Below are 17,626 nucleotides of genomic sequence, written 5' to 3' on the forward strand. Positions count from 1 at the left end.
GCATGGCAGAGAAGGCCGCGCTGCTGGTGGTCGATGTGCAGAACGGCTTTTGCACCGGCGGCGGTCTGCCGGTGCCGGACGGCGAGGCCGTGGTGCCGGTGATCAACCGGCTGGCTGCGCGGTTTTCCCAGGTCATCCTGACGCAGGACTGGCATCCCCCCGGGCATGTGTCATTTGCCGCATCGCATCCCGGCTGTCAGCCCTTCGAGACCATCCCACTGTCCTATGGCGATCAGATCCTCTGGCCGGTGCATTGCGTGCAGGGCACACCGGACGCCGATTTCCATCCCGGTCTGCACGTTCCGCATGCCCATGCGATTGTGCGCAAGGGCTGGCGAGCCGAGGTGGACAGCTACTCGGCATTTGTCGAGTCGGATCGTCAGACGCCGACCGGGCTTGCCGGTTTGCTGCGCGAGCTTGGGGTGCGTCAGGTCGTGCTCTGCGGGCTGGCAACCGATTTTTGCGTGCGCTGGAGCGCGCTCGACGCACGGGCTGCAGGCTTCGAGGCCACGGTGGTGGACGATGCCTGCCGTGCCATCGACCTCAACGGCTCGCTGGCGCGGGCGTGGACGCACATGCATGCCGCAGGGGTGCGGCGCGCGACGTCCTTCGCGTTCTGACTCAGACCTTCTCGCTCGCAGCCGTGGTCTGCAGCGCAACCTTGGTCTGCGGCTTGTGGTGCGCCGGCTCATCTTCATAGCCACGGATCATGGCCAGGATGTGCGCCATCGGTGTGTGGCCGGTGGTGGTGAGATAGACGTGGATGATGAAGAAAATCAGCATCATGTAGGCGCCGAGGGTGTGCGCCCAGGCCACCGTCTGCAGGCTGATGCCCCATTGCTGCCACACCGGCCATGTGCCCCAGTCGGCAAAGAACAGCAGCCAGATGCCGCTTGCCCAGATGATGGGGTTGATCATCAGCTTCACCCACAGATAGGCCAGGCGCTGCAGCGGGTTGTGCTTGCGCGTCGGGGTCTGGTGATAGGGGTGGTCTTCGCCGCGGAACATGCCCCAGGCGTAATGCCGCGCGACCAGAAAGATTTTGTCGAAGGTCGGGATGTATTGCTTCCATTCCCCGGTGGTGAAGTGCCAGAAGATCGCAAACACCCACAGCACCACCAGTGACCATGCGGCGAAGGTGTGGATGCGCAGCGCGTTGAGGAACGGTACCCCGAGGTCATACAGGCCGTGGATGCGAAAGCCCGTGAGCATCAGGGTGATGATCAGCCCGGCCTGACTCCAGTGCCAGAAACGTTCGAAGCGCTTGAACAGGATGACGTGTTTTTTGTGTGACATGACGAATTCCTTGAAGTGCCTGCGGTGCGCGGTGGATCAGTGGCTCTTGGTACCGGGTTTGCTGCGGCGGCGCAGCCACATGACGCTGCGGATGCCGCCATGCACCATCACTCCGGCCAGGCTCATTCCGGCAATGCCCAGACCGATGGTTTCGATCCAGGTCTGGTGATCCTTGCTGCGTCCGGGGATGTAGACGCCGTCGATCTTCTCCAGCCGCCCGTTGTTGCTGTGGCATTGCGCGCAGTTCAGCGCCTTGTCCTTGGGTGCAACCATATGGGTGATCGGCCAGGTGGTCGTGGTCTTGACGAATTCGTACTTGCCCGACCACTGCAGTCCGGCCTCCTTCATGCCGGCGGCGATGGATTTGCGCCAGTCCATGGTGTTCCAGTAGGCAGCGTCGTCGAAGCCAGCGTTGTGGATCGCCAGCAGGCGGTGCAGTTCGGGGTCGTAAGGTTGGGTGCCCTTCATGGTCTTGACCGGCCAGATGCGCGACTTGCCGTCGGCGGGGCTGCCGCCGTACTGGTTGATGGCGATGACGCCATCCTTGTTCGGCACGGCGTGTTCGCCGATGTTCATCCACTTCACCGCGCCGTTGAACCAGGTGTAGTCGGGCACCACGTCCTCGCCCAGCTTGAACTGGCCCTTGATGCCGAGGTAGGTGGGGTGACCGTGCTCATCCTTGATGACAAGCGGTTTGCCATCCGGGCCGCGCTGACCGGCCTTGGAGTAGTCCCATTCCACCTTGGTCGGCACGCCGCCGCGGGCGAACTCGGGAATGTGGCAGGTCTGGCACGCGATGTTGCGGGTGTGCATGTTCAGGTCCTGCGCCAGGCTGCCCTTGTGCGGGGTGTCGCCGTGGCAGGACTGGCAGCTTGCCGCGCTGCCGACGTTGTGCTGACTGCCGCGCACGTACTGCCCGCCCGCATGCTTGGCGTCGAGCTTGTAGTGGCTGCCGCTGACTTCGTGGCCGCCGGTGGCGTGGCAGGTCTGGCACTGGAAGTTCAGCCCGTCCTTGGCCATGTGCACATCGAGCGACTTGGGCGGGTTGATCAGTGAACTGTCCAGGTCGCCGTGCTTGACGCCGTCGCCGCCGCCGCCGTTGAAGTGGCAGGTGCCGCAGTTGGCGCGCGACGGCGCACCCACGTGCTGGGCGATGGCGGCCAGGTCGATCGGCTCGATGAACTTGCCCGACCCGGGCGGCATTTCGATGCGCGTGGTCGCCGGGTTGCCTGACTGGTACGGCGCCTTCTTGTAGTTGCCGGTCTGGTCGTGGCAGACCAGGCAGTCCACATCGCTATCGGGGCGTTTGCTGAACGCGACGAATTCGCCGGACTTGGCGTCGCCATACCCGACATGGCAGCCGGTACAGAACTGCTGATTGCTGGGTGTGGACACGCAGAAGTTGTTCATCACCTTGTTCTTGCCGACGATCCGTTTGGAGTCCTTCTCGACCTCCTCCCACTTCCAGTGGATGGTGCCCTTGATCTGCTTGGCGGCCTCGGTGTGGCAGCTCAGGCAGGCTGCAGTGACTTCGGGGCCGCTCTTGAACGGGCCCTGCAGCTCCTTGAACTTGCTGTGATCTGCGGTGGCCTTGTGGCCCATCGGGATGGGCGGCACCACGCGGTAGGGAGAGTGGATGTCCACCTCGGCCTGCGCCGACTGCGGCGGCGAGGACGGGCCGGCCGAGGCGAGCGGCATGCTGACCGCGGCGACAGCGCCGACGACGGCCAGGCCCAGCCAGCGTGCGACGCGGGCCGAGGAAGCGAAACGATGGGAAAGCGGCATGACGAACACTCCAGCGGTGTGCCAAACAAATCGATCGAGGCGTGCATCATCCCTGACGCATCTTGTTGCAAATGTGACAAGACGCAAAAACTCGGGGCGCCGATATGCCGGAATTGCAATCTCTTGATCTGGGATAAACGCACGCGGTGGGTTGCCTCCGGTTTTGAATCCATTTGCGCCGATGCGTCGTAATTCCTGCAACAGCCGCACGGGGCGCGCTGTGAGTCATCAGGAGGTTTCACCATGCAACGCACGCAAGACACCGCTTTGAACACACAGGACACGACCGAGCAGGGCACGGGCCGTCGTCAATTCTTCCGCGCTGGCGGCCTGTTCGCCGCCGGGCTGGCCGCTTCCGCCGCGCTGGCGCCGGTGGCGAGCTGGGCGGGAACCCTGTCCGCCTCCACCGCGGACGACATCGCCATTCTCAACACTGCGCTGGGGCTGGAATATCAGGCGATCGCGGCCTATCAGGTCGGCGCCGAATCCGGGCTGCTGGAAAAGCCGGTACTTGCGGTCGCGGTGAAATTCCAGGGACAGCACAAGGCGCATGCCGAGGTGCTGGCCTCGACCATCGCCAAGCTGGGCGGCACTGCGGTGCAGGCGAAAAAGCCGGCTGACTACGGCTTTCCGACCGCTTCGCTCAAGACCCAGGCCGATGTGCTGGAGTTTGCCGCCGGGCTGGAGAAGGGCGCCGCCAGTGCCTACCTGGGCGCGGTCCCGCAGTTTCACAACAAGGACCTGGCCAAGGCAGCGGCCAGCATCATGGGCGACGAGACCATGCACTGGGCGATTCTGCTCAACGCGCTGGGCAAGGACCCGGTGCCTGCGGCGTTCATCGCCTGAGCGGCATCGCCTGCGCAAACGGGAGGCGCCATGTCTGTACCATGTGCAGTGCGTCTTCCCGCAAGCCACCAAGCCACGATCTGGCGGGGTGCGAGGAGACGGTTGTCCACTCGCACCACATCCATGCCCGACCTGCAGTCTCTCCTTGCCTACACCGCACTGGCCGATCGCGATGCGTTCAGCCAGCTGTATGCGGCCACCCGCAGCCGGGCCTGGGCCATCTGCCTGCGCCTGCTGCGCGATACGGCCGCGGCGGAAGAGGCGATGCAGGATGCCTACGTGAAGATCTGGAGTCAGGCAGCCAGCTATCGGCCGCATCTGGGAAGCCCGGAGGCCTGGTTGTCCGCCCTGGTGCGCAACACCTGCCTCGACCGCCTGCGCGCGGGCAAGCGCGAGGCGCAGTACCTGGTGCCCATGCAGACCGATGAGGATGACGACCCGCCCGAGATCGCCGATCACCGCACGCCCGAAGCGCTGCTCGAAGCCGGGCTGCAAGGGCGGCAGATGGAAGACTGTCTGGGTCAGCTGCAGCCGCGTCAGCGTGACTTGCTGGCCGCAACCTATGTTCTTGGACAGTCGCACGCCGAGGTGGCGCGCGAGCGCACGCTGCCGCTGGGCACGGTCAAGACCCTGATTCGCCGCGCCGTGTTGCTGTTGCGCGATTGTCTGGGGGAGGGCGTTTGATGAACCTGCCGCAGCGCTACGCCAACCCGGATTTGCTCGATCGCCTTGCGGCCGACTGGCTCACCGGCGGTCTGTGCCCTGCTGCGCAACGCCGCGCGCAGCGTTTGCTGGAACAGAGCCCGGCGTTCGCCAGCGCGGTGCAGCGCTGGCGCGAACGACTGGATGCGGGTCTGATGTCGCGCAAGGAGTTTGGGCAGCCGTCCGATGCGATCTGGCAGGCCATTGCGGCGCGGATCGACATGCCGCGAAGCGCGGCGCCCACTGTGGCGGCTGAATCCGGCTGGGGCGTGCGGGCCTGGCGTCGCCTGTCTCTCTTGCTTGGTGGTGTTGCAGTGGCGGCCGTGGCGTTTTCGGTGCTGCTCGTCGTGCAGCAGCCCGGCCCGACTGGAGGCAGCGCAGCCCCGGTGCAGATGGCCGCGTTGATGCACGGGCAGGGCGGGCAGTCTGCCGTGGTCACGGTGCAGAACGGCGCGCTCACCCTGACCGCTGTGGGGGCATTGGCGCCGCCCAGCGGCAAGAGCTACCAGCTCTGGCTGTTGCCCACGCAGGGTGCGCCGGTCTCCCTGGGCGTGATGGCCGCTGGCCAGACGCGCTATCCCCTGCCTGCGGCTGCGCAGGCCTTGTTGGCGCAGGCCAAGGCTTTCGCGGTCAGCGTGGAGCCGCCCGGAGGTTCTCCCACCGGGTTGCCGACCGGGCCAGTCATCATGGTGGGAGCGGCGCAGCGCGCCTGAGCCGCATGGCAGACCATGCCTCTTGCCCCCTGTGCAGCACCGACGCGGGCCACGTGATCTGGCGCGGTGCGGACTTTCGCCTGATCCGCGCGGAAGACGTCTTGCTGCCCGCGTTTTATCGCGTGGTGTGGACGGCGCATGTGGCCGAATTCTCGGATCTCACTGCCTTGCAGCGCATGAGCTGCATGGACGCCGTGACGCTGATCGAGCAGACGCTGCGCGCGCGTCTGCAGCCCGACAAGATCAACCTCGCCAGTCTGGGCAATGTCGTGCCGCATCTGCACTGGCATGTGATCGCCCGCTGGCGCTCGGATGCGTACTGGCCGCAATCCGCCTGGTCCGCAGCGCAGCGCGAGGCCGATACCGCGCAGCTGGACGCCCTGCGTGCTCGCCTGCCCGCAGTGGATGCCGCACTGGCCGAGGCATTCAGCGCGCGGTTTGGCGCGAATTATTGATCTTTACTTATTGATCTTTACTTAATCAATGACACTACCAGAGCGTAGCCTGCATCCAGCATGCGGCAATGATCGAGGGGCGTTTCTGAGCGCTCTTGAGCTTGTTGCGCGCGGTCGTGTGCAGCTCGCTCAGGTCGGCGGGGCAGTAGTTGGCCAATGCGTGTCGCTTCAGCCAGGCCCACAGGTACTCCACCGGGTTCAGGTCCGGCGCGTAGGGCGGCAGGAACGCGATCTGGATGTACCCATCCAGGCTGTCGAGGTATTCGCGCACGAGCCGACTGCGATGCGCCTTGAGACCATCCCAGATCACCAGCAGCGGCTGCTTCAGATGGGCCTTGAGCGCTTTGAGGAATTCGACGATCTCCTCCTTCTTGATGCTGCCCTCGTGCAGCCGAAACAGACAGTTGGTGCGCGTCAAGCCGGCGATCACCGAGACGTGGTTCCAGTTGAAGTGGAACTGGATGATGGGTGTGTGCCCCCTGGGCGCCCAAGTGCGCACCCGGGTCGGGCGCTCGCTGATGCCCGATTCGTCCACGAAGACGATCAGGCGACCTTCTCGCTGGGCTTTTTTTTAAGCGCCGGCCAGGTGCTGCGCTTCCAACTGCGCACAGCCTCTTCGTCTCGCTCGATGGCGCGCTTCTCGGGCTTTTGCGGGCTAAAGCCCAGTGCGCCCAGAATGCGCCAGACATGCACTTCGCTGAAGGACACGCCGTACAGACGCTCGATGAGCAGACGCACCCGCTTGAGCGTCCATAACTCGGTTCCAAATCCGTGCTCGGTGGGCCGCTGCAACAGCGCGCGGCGCAACCCCTCCAGTTGCTGCGCATCCAGTTGCGCCGGGCGTCCTGGCGACATGGCGCGCAGCGCATCGATGCCGCCTTCATCGAGCCGGGCCTTCCAGGTGTACACGGTCTGGCGCGCCACCCCAACCGCCGCTGCTGCCTGTGCGGGCGTCTTGCCTGCCAGCAGCAATCGACCAGCTCGCACCCGTTTGCGTGTTGCCTCGTCCATCTTCTTTCTCATGCAACCAACCTCCAATCACGCTGATGATCGGATAACGTTTGAGTATGCTATTGGTTGTCATGTTTTATGTAAATCTCAATAGGGCAACACTGAAAAAGTTCTTGTGATGATGCGCAACGCCGCAGACCGCCCGCAGACCGGATGCGCAGCGCGCAAGGGACTTGTTCAGCGTTGCCTTGGCACCAGGCCACGCCGCGCCCGTCAGGCGACGTATTCGCCCTTGCTCAGGTCGTGCTCGCCGCGCTCATGGATGAAGTTGGCGCGGCCGACGATCAGGTTGTCCACCTCGCCGATCCGGCTCACATCCTTGCCGGTGTAGGGCATGGAATGCAGCAGATAGCGCATGGCGTTGAGTCGCGCGCGTTTCTTGTCATTCGACTTCACCACCGTCCAGGGCGAATCGGCGGTATCGGTGTGGAAGAACATCGCTTCCTTGGCGCGGGTGTAGTCGTCCCATTTGTCGAGCGAGGCCATGTCGATGGGCGACAGCTTCCACTGCTTGAGCGGATGCACCTGCCGCTCCTTGAAGCGTCGGCGCTGTTCATCCCGGCTGACCGAAAACCAGAACTTGATGAGATGTATCCCGCTGCGCACCAGATTGCGCTCGAACTCGGGCGCCTGCCGCAGGAACTCGGTGTATTCCGCAGGGGTGCAAAATCCCATCACCCGCTCCACTCCGGCGCGGTTGTACCAACTCCGGTCGAACAGCACGATTTCGCCCGCCGTGGGCAGATGCTGCACATAGCGCTGGAAATACCACTGCCCGCGTTCGATCTCGCTGGGCTTTTCCAGCGCCACCACGCGCGCGCCGCGGGGGTTGAGATGTTCCATGAAGCGCTTGATGGTGCCGCCCTTGCCTGCAGCGTCGCGGCCCTCGAACAGGATGACCACACGCTGCTGCGTTTCCTTGACCCAGGCCTGCAGCTTGAGCAGTTCGGTCTGCAGCACGAATTTTTCGCGCTCGTAATCGCGGCGCAGCATCTTGTATTTGTACGGATAGCCGCCCTTGCGCCAGTCTTCCGCCAGTTCGTCGCTGGTGCCGCGCGGCGCGGCCGTGGTTGCCGCAAGGCCGAGTGCTGCGCGCATGGCCTGGGCATCGTCGGGTGCATCGCCCTCGAGAATGGCCTGGACACCTTCGCTGGCGCCATCGGGTGCAGGTGCGCTATGGAGGATGGTGTTCAGCGCGGCCAGTTCGGCCTGCTGCGCGGCCTCCTGCGATTGCTCAAGCACGAAATTGCGCACCCCGGTCGGGGTCAGATGCGGCGGAATATCGCCCTGGGCAACCTTGTCGTGCGGTGCGGCGCGACGACTGGCAGTGGGCTTGGCGGCGCCCTTTTTTGCGGCAGGGCGAGGAGAGGCACGGCGTGTGGCGACGGGTTTGTTCATGGCAGACTCCAGAAGAGTCTGTCTTTATAGGCCCGAGTGACAGCCGCTCACAATGACATCGGACAATGTGCAGCGCAGCGACGAAGAATCTAGGTTGATTTGATCCCGGTCCACTCCACGCCGAGGTCATGCGCAAGACCGAACTGATCGAGCACGCGGGCCAGACTGCCATCCACCATGGCCGCGATGCTGCCGGGGCGCAGATAAAACGCGGGCAGCGGCGGGAAGATGATGCCGCCCATTTCGGTCACGGCGGTCATGTTGCGCAGATGCGCCAGGTTGAGCGGCGCCTCGCGGGGGAGCAACACCAGCTTGCGCCGCTCCTTGAGGCACACATCCGCCGCGCGGGTGATGAGGTTGTCGCAGAAACCATGGGCAATGGAGGCCAGGGTTCGCATGGAACACGGCGCCACCACCATGCCCAGAGTGGAAAACGAGCCGCTGGCGATGCTGGCGCTGATGTCACCGACCGGGTGGACGACATCGGCCAGGGCTTCGATCGATTTGCGGTCGATGTCCAGTTCCACCTTGAGGTTGAGAATGCCCGCAGCGGAAAGGATGAGGTGGGTTTCCACCGTACCCAGCCGACGCAGATGCTGCAGCAGGCGCACGCCGTAGACGATGCCGGTGGCGCCCGTCAGCGCCACGATGAGCCGGGGCCGGGAGCTGGAGGGGGCAGCGGAATTCAAACGTGCAGCCGAAATGGTTTATTTCAGGCTGCCCAACAGGGCCTGCAACTCACCGCTCTGCGCCATCTCGGCCATGATGTCCGAGCCGCCGATGAATTCGCCCTTGATGTAGAGCTGAGGAATGGTCGGCCAGTTGGCATATTCCTTGATGCCCTGACGGATGGCTTCGTCCTGCAGTACATCGACCGCCTTGATCTGGCTGACGCCGCAGGACTTGAGCAACTGCACTGCCCGGCCCGAGAACCCGCACATGGGGAACTGCGGCGATCCTTTCATGAAGAGCACGACGTCATTGCTTTTGACGATTTGATCAATCTGTTCCTGCACGCTGGACATGGCGGGTTTCCTGTTTGGTGTCGATCACACAATTTTAGGGGCGCTTTGCCTTGCACGTGGGTGTGGGCAAAGTCCCCCGCTGACCCGCTCGATACCCGCCAGATCGCGTGCGCTGAAGACCGCGCGGAAACCCTGCGCGGCCAGCAGGGCGCGCACCGCATCCGCCTGGTCATACCCATGCTCCACCAGCAGCCAGCCGTCGTCATGCAGAAAGTCGGCGGCCTGCGTGACGATGTGGCGAATATCGCCCAGCCCATCTGCGCTCGGTCGTTCCCCGGTGAGCGCCAGCGTCGGTTCATGCCGCAATGCGGGCAGGTGCGGGTCGTGCTGTGCGATGTAGGGCGGGTTGGAGACGATGCAGTGAAAGCGCGGCACAGCGGCCTCTGCCTCGCGCAGCGCTGAAAACCAATTGGACTGCACGAAGCGAATTGCGCCCCCGGCCCGCTGCGCGGGCAACAGTCGCTGCGCATTGGCCTGTGCCACGGCCAGCGCGGCGGCACTGGCATCGAGCGCCCAGACCTGCGCGACTGGCCGCGCATGGGCCAGCGCCACGGCGATGGCCCCGCTGCCCGTGCCCAAGTCGAGTGCTCGCCGGCCGGAGAGCGGCGGCAAGGCGTCGAATGTCTGCAAGGCCAGGTCGACCAGCAGCTCGGTATCGGGCCGGGGAATGAGCACATCGGGCGTGACCCGGAAAGTCAGCCCATAAAACTCCCGCTCGCCCAGCACATAGGCCAGCGGTTCACCCGCGCGCAGTCGGGCAGCAAGCGCGTTGAGCCGCGCCAGGTCGGCGTCGCGCAGCTCCTGCTCGGGATGCGCGACCTGCTGTGCGCGGCTCCAGCCCAGCACCGTGCCGACGAGGACTTGCGCGTCCAGCCGGGCCAGCCCGCTTGCCTGCATCCAGTCGGACAGCCGGGTCATGTCAGTTCTGCACGGCCGTTCCGGAGAAACTGACCGCCCCCGGGGCGAACGTGCGCAGCGAGACAGGGGGCTGTTTCACCTCAGGTGGCCCCAAGCGCTGCAAGCTGCTCGGCCTGGTCTTCGGTCCGCAAGGCAGTGAGCAGCTCGTCCAGATCGCCGTCGAGAATGGCATCGATCTTGTACAGCGTGAGATTGATGCGGTGCTCGCTCACACGCCCCTGCGGAAAGTTGTAGGTGCGGATGCGATCGGAGCGGTCGCCGCTGCCCACCAGGCTTTTGCGCGTTGCGGCCTCTGCCGCCTGCCGTGCCTGCCGTTCGCGCTCGGCCAGCCGCGCGGCCAGCACCGACAGCGCCCGCGCCTTGTTGCGGTGCTGCGAGCGCTCGTCCTGACATTCCACCACCAGCCCGGTGGGCAGGTGGGTGATGCGGATGGCGGAGTCGGTCTTGTTGATGTGCTGGCCGCCGGCGCCCGAGGCGCGGAAGGTGTCGATGCGCAGATCGGCCGGGTTGATCTGTACCGCCTGCGCCTCGTCCATCTCGGGCATGACCGCCACCGTCGCCGCACTGGTGTGGATGCGGCCCTGGGTTTCGGTCTTGGGCACGCGCTGCACGCGGTGTCCGCCCGATTCATATTTCAGCAGCCCGTAGGCGCCTTCGCCCGCGATGCGCAGGATCACTTCCTTGTAGCCGCCCAGATCGCTGGGGCTCTCGCTGATCAGCTCGGTCGCCCAGCGCTTGCGTTCGGCGTAGCGCGTGTACATGCGCAACAGATCGGCGGCGAACAGCGCGGATTCCTCGCCCCCGGTTCCGGCGCGGATTTCCACGAACACGTTGCGACTGTCATCCGGGTCGCGCGGCAGCAGCGCCATCTGCAGCTGCGCTTCCAACTCGGCAATTGCAGCGCGTGCGTCCTGGACCTCCTGCTGCGCCAGATCCTTCATGTCGGGATCGTTCAGCAGGGACTGGGCTTGCGCCAGATCGTCCGTCCGGGCCTGGAACTGGCCGAGCAGCGCAACGATGGGCTGCAGTTCTGCCAGCTCCCGCGTGATGCTGCGATAGCGCTCCATGTCGGCGGTGCAATCGGGATCGGCGAGCAGGGCATCGAGCTCGCCTGCGCGACGTTGCATCTGCTCCAGTTTGTCCAGCAGGGAAGGCATCATGACAGAGGGTTCAAGCGGGGTGGCGACGCAAGCGGCCAGGCACGCAGGTGCAAGACCGATTCAATGCAGCGGAACGCGCCGCTAGACCGAGGCGTCGGATGAGGTGTCAGGGCCGCCCCGGTGCGGGCAGAGAAAGACCCGCTCGACAGCTTGCGCCACGACCTGACGATGTCCCGGATCGCCGTGATGCAGCGCGGTGAAGGCACCGTGCAGGAATTTGTGCGACAAGCCGCGGGCGAGGGCGTCCAGGACGGCCTCGGGGGGCTCGCCACGCGCCAGCAAGCGGCGTGCGCGCTCGACTTCGTGTGCCTGCCATTGCTCGCTTTGCGACTGCAGGCGCTGGATCAGCGGCACCTGCGCGCGCAGATCGAGCCATTCCAGAAAGCCATGCACCCGGTTTTCGATGATGGCTTCTGCCTGCTCGATGGCGGCCTGACGCTTTTCGGTATTGCTGCGCACCAGAGCCGACAGGTCGTCCACCGAATACAGATAGACGTCGCGCAGCTGCGCAACCTCGGGCTCGATATCGCGCGGCACGGCCAGGTCGACCATGACCACGGGTTTGTGGCGTCGTTGCTTGATGCTGCGTTCGGCAGCACCCAGGCCGATGATGGGCAAGGTGCTGGCGGTACTGGTGACCACGACATCGAATTCCGCCAGGCGTTGCGGCACGTCAGACAGACGCATGGCTTCCGCCCCGAAGCGCTGCGCCAGACGTGCGCCCCGCTCGACCGTGCGATTGGCGATCACCATGCTCTTGGGTTGATGCGCTGCAAAATGGGTGGCGACGAGCTCAATCATGTCGCCCGCGCCGATGAACAGCACCCGGCAATCGCTGAGACTCTCGAATACGGTCTGAGCCAGATGCACGCTGGCAGCCGCCATGCTGACCGAGTGCGCACCGATTTCGGTGTTGGTTCGCACTTCCTTGGCAACCGAGAAGGTGCGCTGGAACATCTGATTGAGCGTGCTGCCCAGGGCGCCGGAGTCGGAGGCCACGCGCACCGCCTCCTTCATCTGCCCCAGAATCTGCGGCTCTCCCAGCACCATCGAGTCGAGTCCACTCGCCACGCGAAACGCGTGTCGCACGGTACCGTCCTGCACCAGCCTGTAGCTGTGGTCGGCCAGATCGCCGAGTTGCACATTGCGCTCGCTGGACAGCCAGTGCAGCAAGGCGTCGCGTGGATCATCCTCGGCCGCGCAATAGATTTCGGTACGGTTGCAGGTCGATAGAATGGCCGCCTCGACTGGCCCGTTGCCTTTGCCCGACAGCATGGATGCCTTCAGGCGCTGCAGGGCATCCACAAGGGTATCCGCCGAGAACGCCAGACGCTCCCGCACCCCGACAGGAGCGGTCTGGTGGTTGAGTCCGATGGCGGCGAGCAACATAGTTAAATCGTGATTTTAAGAACTGTCGTGCCTTGCGACGTCTGATCCTGATCAAATCAGGAATGCGCCAGAGGGTTCTGACGTTGACTGTACGGGGGAGAGTATTTCTGTTCGTCAGAGCCGTCCATCGGGAAAACGGCAACTCCGCCGACCTTCAACCCAGAAAAACCCATCTTTCTATCACGTTTCATGATCTCGATCTTTTTCGTTTGGTTTGTGCAGACCAGTGTCATGCCCTTGTCTGTCGGCGCGGTGACTGGCGCTTTGGCTGCATCGGCTTGGGGGAATGACTGCGCGACAGGGCCGTGGCGGCGTGCGATCAGGGCGGGCGCGGCCGCCTGGATCACGCACCTCGCGGTTGTGGGGAGCGGACTTGTTCGAGAGGGATCGATCATCGATTACGCCGCTGTGGTCTTGATTTCCACAGTGATCAGCGCTTGGAGCTGTGGCCGCCGCCGCGACCGCGCCACAAAAACAAGTTGACAGTTCTCCGAGGACGCTGCAGAATTACACGCTTGTCTTTTATGTGGCGCGCTTCGATTCGGAACAACGGTTGAAGCGGGTGGTGGCAAGAGTAGTGGCAATGGCGTGATGCGCTGATTGCAAGCCGCTGCGGCCAAGAGGCGAACTACACAGGTCAATTCCCGCACCAGGGAGCCAAGACTGGCGCACGCAGTGCGACTAAGTTGGGTGAAGGAAATTACATGATTCAGACGCAATCCAGACTGGATGTCGCCGACAACACGGGCGCCAAATCCGTCATGTGTATCAAGGTGCTTGGCGGCTCCAAGCGCCGCTACGCCGGCGTGGGCGACATCATCAAGGTCAGCATCAAAGAAGCTGCGCCGCGTGGTCGCGTGAAGAAGGGCGAGGTGTACAGCGCTGTGGTGGTTCGTACCGCCAAGGGCGTGCGCCGAGCCGATGGCTCCCTGATCAAGTTCGACGGCAACGCCGCAGTGCTGCTCAACGCAAAGCTCGAGCCGATTGGAACGCGCATTTTCGGGCCGGTGACGCGCGAGTTGCGCACCGAGCGCTTCATGAAGATCGTTTCTCTGGCACCTGAAGTGCTTTGAGCGCGTGAGAAAGGGATTTGTGATGAACAAGATTCGCAAGGATGATGAGGTGATTGTCATTGCCGGCAGCGATAAGGGTCGCCGCGGCAGAGTGACGGCACGCGCTGATGCTGACCACATCGTGGTGGAGGGCGTGCGCACTGTGAAGAAGAATGTGCGCCCCAATCCGATGAAGGGCGAGGCAGGCGGTGTGGTGTCCCGCGACCTGCCGATTCATCAGAGCAATGTGGCGATTTACAACCCGGCGACCGGCAAGGCCGACCGCGTCGGCTTCAAGACCCTGGCGGATGGCGTGAAAGTGCGCATCTTCAAGTCCAGTGGCGAGCAGATCAAGGGCTGACCGGAGGATTTATGTCGCGCCTGCAGACGATTTACAAAGAGAAAGTGGTTCCCGAGTTGATGGCCAAGTTTGGCTACAAATCGGTGATGGAAGTGCCGCGCCTGACCAAGGTGACTCTCAACATGGGGGTGTCCGAGGCGGTGGCTGACAAGAAGGTGATGGAGCACGCTGTCGGTGATCTGACCAAGATCGCTGGGCAGAAGCCCGTCGTGACCCGCTCGCGCAAGGCGATTGCCGGCTTCAAGATCCGTGAAGATCTGCCGATCGGTTGCATGGTGACGTTGCGTGGCGGTCGCATGTACGACTTCCTCGATCGGTTTGTCACCATTGCGCTGCCGCGTGTGCGTGACTTCCGTGGCATCTCCGCGCGCGCCTTTGATGGCCGTGGCAACTACAACATCGGTGTCAAGGAACAGATCATCTTTCCGGAAATCGAGTACGACAAGGTGGATGCGCTGCGCGGCTTGAACATCAGCGTCACCACGACGGCGAAAACAGACGAAGAATGCAAGGCGCTGCTCGCCGCGTTCCGCTTTCCCTTCAAGAACTGAGGTCATCATGGCAAAACTGTCCCTCATCAATCGTCAAAAAAAGCGCGAAGACCTGGTGGCGAAATTTGCTGCGAAGCGCGCCGAGCTGCAGGCCATCGTTGACAACTCGTCCAAGTCGTTCGAAGAGCGCTACGAAGCGCGTCTGAAAATTCAGCAGCTGCCGCGCAACTCGTGCCCGACGCGTCTGCGCAATCGCTGCGCCATCACAGGGCGTCCGCGCGGAACCTTCCGCCGCTTCGGCCTGTCGCGCAGCAAAATTCGTGAGCTGGCGTTCCGCGGGGAAATCCCCGGCGTGACCAAGTCCAGCTGGTAATCGTTCAGTCAGACAGTCAGTCGAGTTCGGTTCACCATTCCGGCCAGACGCCAAAAGTTTTTAGGAGAGTATTGATGAGCATGAGTGATCCCATCGCCGACATGCTGACGCGTATTCGTAACGCGCAGATGGTCGCCAAGGCGAAGGTAACGATGCCAGCTTCGAAGATCAAAGCGGCAATCGCTCAAGTCCTGCACGAAGAGGGCTATATCGACGGGTTCAACATCCGTCGCGAGAGCGATGCCAAGGCCGATCTTGAAATTTCGCTGAAGTACTACGCAGGCAAGCCGGTGATCGAGCGCCTGGAGCGCGTCAGCCGCCCGGGGTTGCGTGTCTATCGTGGCAAGGAAGGCATCCCGCAGGTCATGAATGGCCTCGGCGTTGCGATCGTCTCCACTCCCAAGGGGTTGATGACCGATCGCAAGGCGCGTCAGGTTGGCGTGGGTGGCGAAGTGCTCTGCTACGTGGCCTAAGGAGAACGACAATGTCACGTATCGCAAAGTATCCGGTTCAGGTGCCTGCTGGTGTCGAGGTCAATCTCACCGAAGACATGATCGCCGTCAAGGGTGGGCTGGGCAAGCTGCAGCGCGCGCAATTCGCCGGTGTCCGCATTGCGCAGGACAATGGTGCCCTGACCTTCGAACCGACCAATGAGTCCCGCGAAGCGCATGCCATGTCTGGCACGATGCGCGCCTTGGTCGCCGGCATGGTGCATGGTGTCTCCAAGGGTTTCGAGCGCAAGCTGACGCTGGTTGGCGTCGGTTTCAAAGCGCAGGCGCAGGGCGCGAAGCTGAATCTGTCGATCGGTTTTTCGCATCCTGTCATCAAGGATATGCCGGAAGGCATCAAGGTCGAGACGCCCACTCCCACCGAGATCGTGATCAAGGGTGTGGACAAGCAACTCGTTGGCCAGATCGCCGCCGAAGTGCGCGCCTATCGTCCGCCTGAGCCCTACAAGGGCAAGGGCGTGCGCTATGCCGACGAAGTCGTGGTGATCAAGGAAACCAAGAAGAAGTAAGGGCCAGGATCATGATCAGCAAAAACATTTCCCGCCTGCGCCGTGCTCAGGCTACCCGCCGCCGCATTGCGCGACTGCGCGCCGTGCGCCTGTCGGTGCATCGCACCAATCAGCACATCTACGCGAGCATCATTTCCGCCGAAGGCGATCGCATTCTTGCCTCTGCCTCCACGGTGGAGCCCGAATTGCGCGGTCAACTCAATGGGCACGGTGGCAATCTGGCCGCTGCGGCTGCAGTTGGTGCGCGCATTGCCGAAAAGGCCAAGGCAGCTGGTATCGAGTCCGTTGCCTTCGACCGTTCGGGGTTTCGCTTTCATGGGCGCGTGAAGGCGCTCGCAGAGGCTGCGCGCGAAGCCGGCCTGAAGTTCTGAGAACGAGCACATCATGGCTAAAGTTCAAAACAAGTTTGCCAACGAAGCGCGTGACGATGGTCTGCGCGAGAAGATGATCGCGGTCAACCGCGTCACCAAGGTCGTCAAGGGTGGCCGCATTCTGGGTTTCGCCGCCTTGACCGTCGTCGGTGATGGCGATGGACGCATCGGCATGGGCAAGGGCAAGGCGCGCGAAGTTCCTGTCGCCGTGCAGAAGGCGATGGAGCAGGCGCGCCGCAACATGGTGAAGGTACCGCTCAAGGGCGGCACGCTGCATCACAAGGTCATGGGCCAGCACGGCGCTGCCAATGTGATGATGCTGCCGGCGGTGCAGGGCACGGGCATCATTGCTGGTGGGCCGATGCGCGCGGTGTTTGAGGTGTTGGGGATTACCGATATCGTGGCCAAGAGCCATGGTTCGACCAATCCTTACAACATGGTGCGCGCAACCCTGGATGCCTTGGGCAATATGAGTTCTGCCCAGGAAATTGCCATGAAGCGTGGCAAAACCGTCGAAGAGATTCTGGGCTGAACATCATGAGCGATAAAAAAGTCATCAAGGTCAAACTCGTCCGCAGTGTGATCGGAACACGTGAATCGCATCGCGCCACGGTGCGTGGCCTCGGACTGCGCAAGCTGGGCAGTGTGCGCGAGCTCGAGGACACTGCGGCTGTGCGCGGAATGGTTCGCAAGGTCAGTTATCTGGTTGAAATTTGCGCTTGAGCGCTTGCGGCAAACACGACATTTTCGTTTGCTGCTGTGCCAGGTTTCGCACGACAGAAGAATTTGTGAGATTCGATATGCAACTCAACACCATCAAGCCCGCCAGCGGCGCGAAGCATGCCAAGCGCCGTGTCGGCCGTGGAATGGGTTCGGGCCTTGGCAAAACCGCAGGCCGTGGACACAAGGGTCAAAAGTCCCGTTCCGGTGGTTTCCACAAGGTCGGATTCGAAGGCGGTCAAATGCCTTTGCAGCGCCGCCTGCCGAAGCGCGGCTTCAAATCGCCGATCGCACGTTACAGTGCTCAGGTCACCCTGGCTGATCTGAACCGGCTGCAGGAAGATGAGATCGATATGCTGACTCTCAAGGCGCACGGATTAGTGCCGGATCTCTCACGCACGGTCAAGGTCATTGCATCTGGTGCGATCTCGCGCGCGGTCAAGCTGAATGGCATTCTTGCCACCAAGGGTGCGCGCAGCGCCATTGAAGCAACTGGCGGCAGCGTAGCCGACGCAGTCGCGGCTGCCTGATACACGGAACCA

General features: G+C 63.2%; 25 protein-coding genes. 15 read left to right on the plus strand and 10 right to left on the minus strand.

Features of this window, described 5'->3' with window-relative positions:
- Positions 1-2: 2 nt before the first annotated feature.
- On the plus strand, positions 3-620 hold the full coding sequence (gene pncA / locus AC1ZQA_RS02305; protein WP_482678234.1) for a bifunctional nicotinamidase/pyrazinamidase: 618 nt from the start codon (positions 3-5) through the stop codon (positions 618-620).
- 1 nt (position 621) lies between these two features.
- Here pncA and AC1ZQA_RS02310 read toward each other — a convergent pair whose 3' ends face one another.
- On the minus strand, positions 622-1,296 hold the full coding sequence (locus AC1ZQA_RS02310) for a cytochrome b/b6 domain-containing protein (RefSeq protein WP_482678235.1): 675 nt from the start codon (positions 1,294-1,296) through the stop codon (positions 622-624).
- A 36-nt stretch (positions 1,297-1,332) separates the two neighbouring features.
- A complete protein-coding gene (locus AC1ZQA_RS02315; RefSeq protein ID WP_482678236.1) occupies positions 1,333-3,081 on the minus strand; it encodes a tetrathionate reductase family octaheme c-type cytochrome in 1,749 nt (582 codons plus the stop codon).
- A 243-nt stretch (positions 3,082-3,324) separates the two neighbouring features.
- On the opposite strand from AC1ZQA_RS02315, the gene AC1ZQA_RS02320 reads away from it, so the two are divergent.
- The 4 genes from AC1ZQA_RS02320 (at position 3,325) to AC1ZQA_RS02335 (ending at position 5,797) form a co-directional block, all read left to right on the plus strand.
- On the plus strand, positions 3,325-3,927 hold the full coding sequence (locus tag AC1ZQA_RS02320; RefSeq protein ID WP_482678237.1) for a ferritin-like domain-containing protein: 603 nt from the start codon (positions 3,325-3,327) through the stop codon (positions 3,925-3,927).
- 102 nt (positions 3,928-4,029) lie between these two features.
- Positions 4,030-4,611: a sigma-70 family RNA polymerase sigma factor gene (locus AC1ZQA_RS02325; protein ID WP_482678238.1), complete on the plus strand. Its 582-nt coding sequence runs from the start codon at positions 4,030-4,032 to the stop codon at positions 4,609-4,611.
- Positions 4,611-5,342, plus strand: a complete 732-nt coding sequence (locus tag AC1ZQA_RS02330) for an anti-sigma factor (protein WP_482678239.1) — start codon at positions 4,611-4,613, stop codon at positions 5,340-5,342. The genes AC1ZQA_RS02325 and AC1ZQA_RS02330 overlap by 1 nt, the downstream gene beginning before the upstream one ends.
- A gap of 5 nt (positions 5,343-5,347) precedes the next feature.
- Entirely contained in the window at positions 5,348-5,797 is a 450-nt protein-coding gene (locus AC1ZQA_RS02335; protein ID WP_482678240.1) for an HIT family protein, read from the plus strand.
- Between the two features lie 34 nt (positions 5,798-5,831).
- Here AC1ZQA_RS02335 and AC1ZQA_RS02340 read toward each other — a convergent pair.
- From AC1ZQA_RS02340 to AC1ZQA_RS02375, 8 genes are all read right to left on the minus strand, one after another.
- A protein-coding gene (locus AC1ZQA_RS02340; RefSeq protein WP_482678241.1) for an IS630 family transposase occupies positions 5,832-6,820 on the minus strand; the annotation gives its coding sequence in 2 pieces (ribosomal slippage) (positions 5,832-6,361 and positions 6,361-6,820; 990 coding nt in all).
- 201 nt (positions 6,821-7,021) lie between these two features.
- Complete coding sequence (gene ppk2, locus AC1ZQA_RS02345) at positions 7,022-8,206, minus strand: polyphosphate kinase 2 (RefSeq protein WP_482678242.1); 1,185 nt, start codon at positions 8,204-8,206, stop codon at positions 7,022-7,024.
- Positions 8,207-8,295: 89 nt separating this feature from the next.
- A complete protein-coding gene (locus AC1ZQA_RS02350; protein WP_482678243.1) occupies positions 8,296-8,895 on the minus strand; it encodes a UbiX family flavin prenyltransferase in 600 nt (199 codons plus the stop codon).
- Positions 8,896-8,913: 18 nt separating this feature from the next.
- Positions 8,914-9,231: a Grx4 family monothiol glutaredoxin gene (grxD, locus tag AC1ZQA_RS02355; protein WP_482678244.1), complete on the minus strand. Its 318-nt coding sequence runs from the start codon at positions 9,229-9,231 to the stop codon at positions 8,914-8,916.
- Between the two features lie 24 nt (positions 9,232-9,255).
- A complete protein-coding gene (prmC, locus tag AC1ZQA_RS02360) occupies positions 9,256-10,149 on the minus strand; it encodes a peptide chain release factor N(5)-glutamine methyltransferase (RefSeq protein WP_482678245.1) in 894 nt (297 codons plus the stop codon).
- 80 nt (positions 10,150-10,229) lie between these two features.
- Entirely contained in the window at positions 10,230-11,309 is a 1,080-nt protein-coding gene (gene prfA / locus AC1ZQA_RS02365; protein ID WP_482678246.1) for a peptide chain release factor 1, read from the minus strand.
- A gap of 81 nt (positions 11,310-11,390) precedes the next feature.
- The gene (gene hemA, locus AC1ZQA_RS02370; RefSeq protein ID WP_482678247.1) at positions 11,391-12,698 is read right to left on the minus strand and encodes a glutamyl-tRNA reductase; all 1,308 of its coding nucleotides are present in this window, start codon (positions 12,696-12,698) and stop codon (positions 11,391-11,393) included.
- 56 nt (positions 12,699-12,754) lie between these two features.
- Complete coding sequence (locus tag AC1ZQA_RS02375) at positions 12,755-13,093, minus strand: hypothetical protein (protein WP_482678248.1); 339 nt, start codon at positions 13,091-13,093, stop codon at positions 12,755-12,757.
- Positions 13,094-13,402: 309 nt separating this feature from the next.
- On the opposite strand from AC1ZQA_RS02375, the gene rplN reads away from it, so the two are divergent.
- The 10 genes from rplN to rplO all read left to right on the plus strand — a co-directional run bounded on the left by rplN (position 13,403) and on the right by rplO (position 17,614).
- Positions 13,403-13,771 (plus strand): 50S ribosomal protein L14, encoded by a 369-nt coding sequence (gene rplN, locus AC1ZQA_RS02380; protein ID WP_013106906.1) that lies wholly within the window; start codon positions 13,403-13,405, stop codon positions 13,769-13,771.
- 22 nt (positions 13,772-13,793) lie between these two features.
- A complete protein-coding gene (gene rplX, locus AC1ZQA_RS02385) occupies positions 13,794-14,111 on the plus strand; it encodes a 50S ribosomal protein L24 (protein WP_482678249.1) in 318 nt (105 codons plus the stop codon).
- An 11-nt stretch (positions 14,112-14,122) separates the two neighbouring features.
- Positions 14,123-14,662: a 50S ribosomal protein L5 gene (gene rplE, locus AC1ZQA_RS02390; RefSeq protein ID WP_482678250.1), complete on the plus strand. Its 540-nt coding sequence runs from the start codon at positions 14,123-14,125 to the stop codon at positions 14,660-14,662.
- A gap of 7 nt (positions 14,663-14,669) precedes the next feature.
- Complete coding sequence (gene rpsN, locus AC1ZQA_RS02395) at positions 14,670-14,975, plus strand: 30S ribosomal protein S14 (protein WP_482678251.1); 306 nt, start codon at positions 14,670-14,672, stop codon at positions 14,973-14,975.
- Between the two features lie 74 nt (positions 14,976-15,049).
- Positions 15,050-15,448, plus strand: a complete 399-nt coding sequence (gene rpsH / locus AC1ZQA_RS02400; RefSeq protein ID WP_482678252.1) for a 30S ribosomal protein S8 — start codon at positions 15,050-15,052, stop codon at positions 15,446-15,448.
- Between the two features lie 11 nt (positions 15,449-15,459).
- Complete coding sequence (gene rplF / locus AC1ZQA_RS02405) at positions 15,460-15,993, plus strand: 50S ribosomal protein L6 (RefSeq protein ID WP_482678253.1); 534 nt, start codon at positions 15,460-15,462, stop codon at positions 15,991-15,993.
- A gap of 14 nt (positions 15,994-16,007) precedes the next feature.
- Positions 16,008-16,364 (plus strand): 50S ribosomal protein L18, encoded by a 357-nt coding sequence (gene rplR, locus AC1ZQA_RS02410; RefSeq protein WP_482679266.1) that lies wholly within the window; start codon positions 16,008-16,010, stop codon positions 16,362-16,364.
- A 13-nt stretch (positions 16,365-16,377) separates the two neighbouring features.
- On the plus strand, positions 16,378-16,896 hold the full coding sequence (gene rpsE, locus AC1ZQA_RS02415; RefSeq protein ID WP_482678254.1) for a 30S ribosomal protein S5: 519 nt from the start codon (positions 16,378-16,380) through the stop codon (positions 16,894-16,896).
- 5 nt (positions 16,897-16,901) lie between these two features.
- Positions 16,902-17,087, plus strand: coding sequence for a 50S ribosomal protein L30 (gene rpmD / locus AC1ZQA_RS02420; protein ID WP_482678255.1), 186 nt, complete (start codon positions 16,902-16,904; stop codon positions 17,085-17,087).
- Positions 17,088-17,164: 77 nt separating this feature from the next.
- A complete protein-coding gene (rplO, locus tag AC1ZQA_RS02425; protein ID WP_482678256.1) occupies positions 17,165-17,614 on the plus strand; it encodes a 50S ribosomal protein L15 in 450 nt (149 codons plus the stop codon).
- The last annotated feature ends 12 nt before the right edge of the window (positions 17,615-17,626 follow it).

The sequence above is a fragment of the Thiomonas sp. DCM-2 genome, from assembly GCF_056820905.1.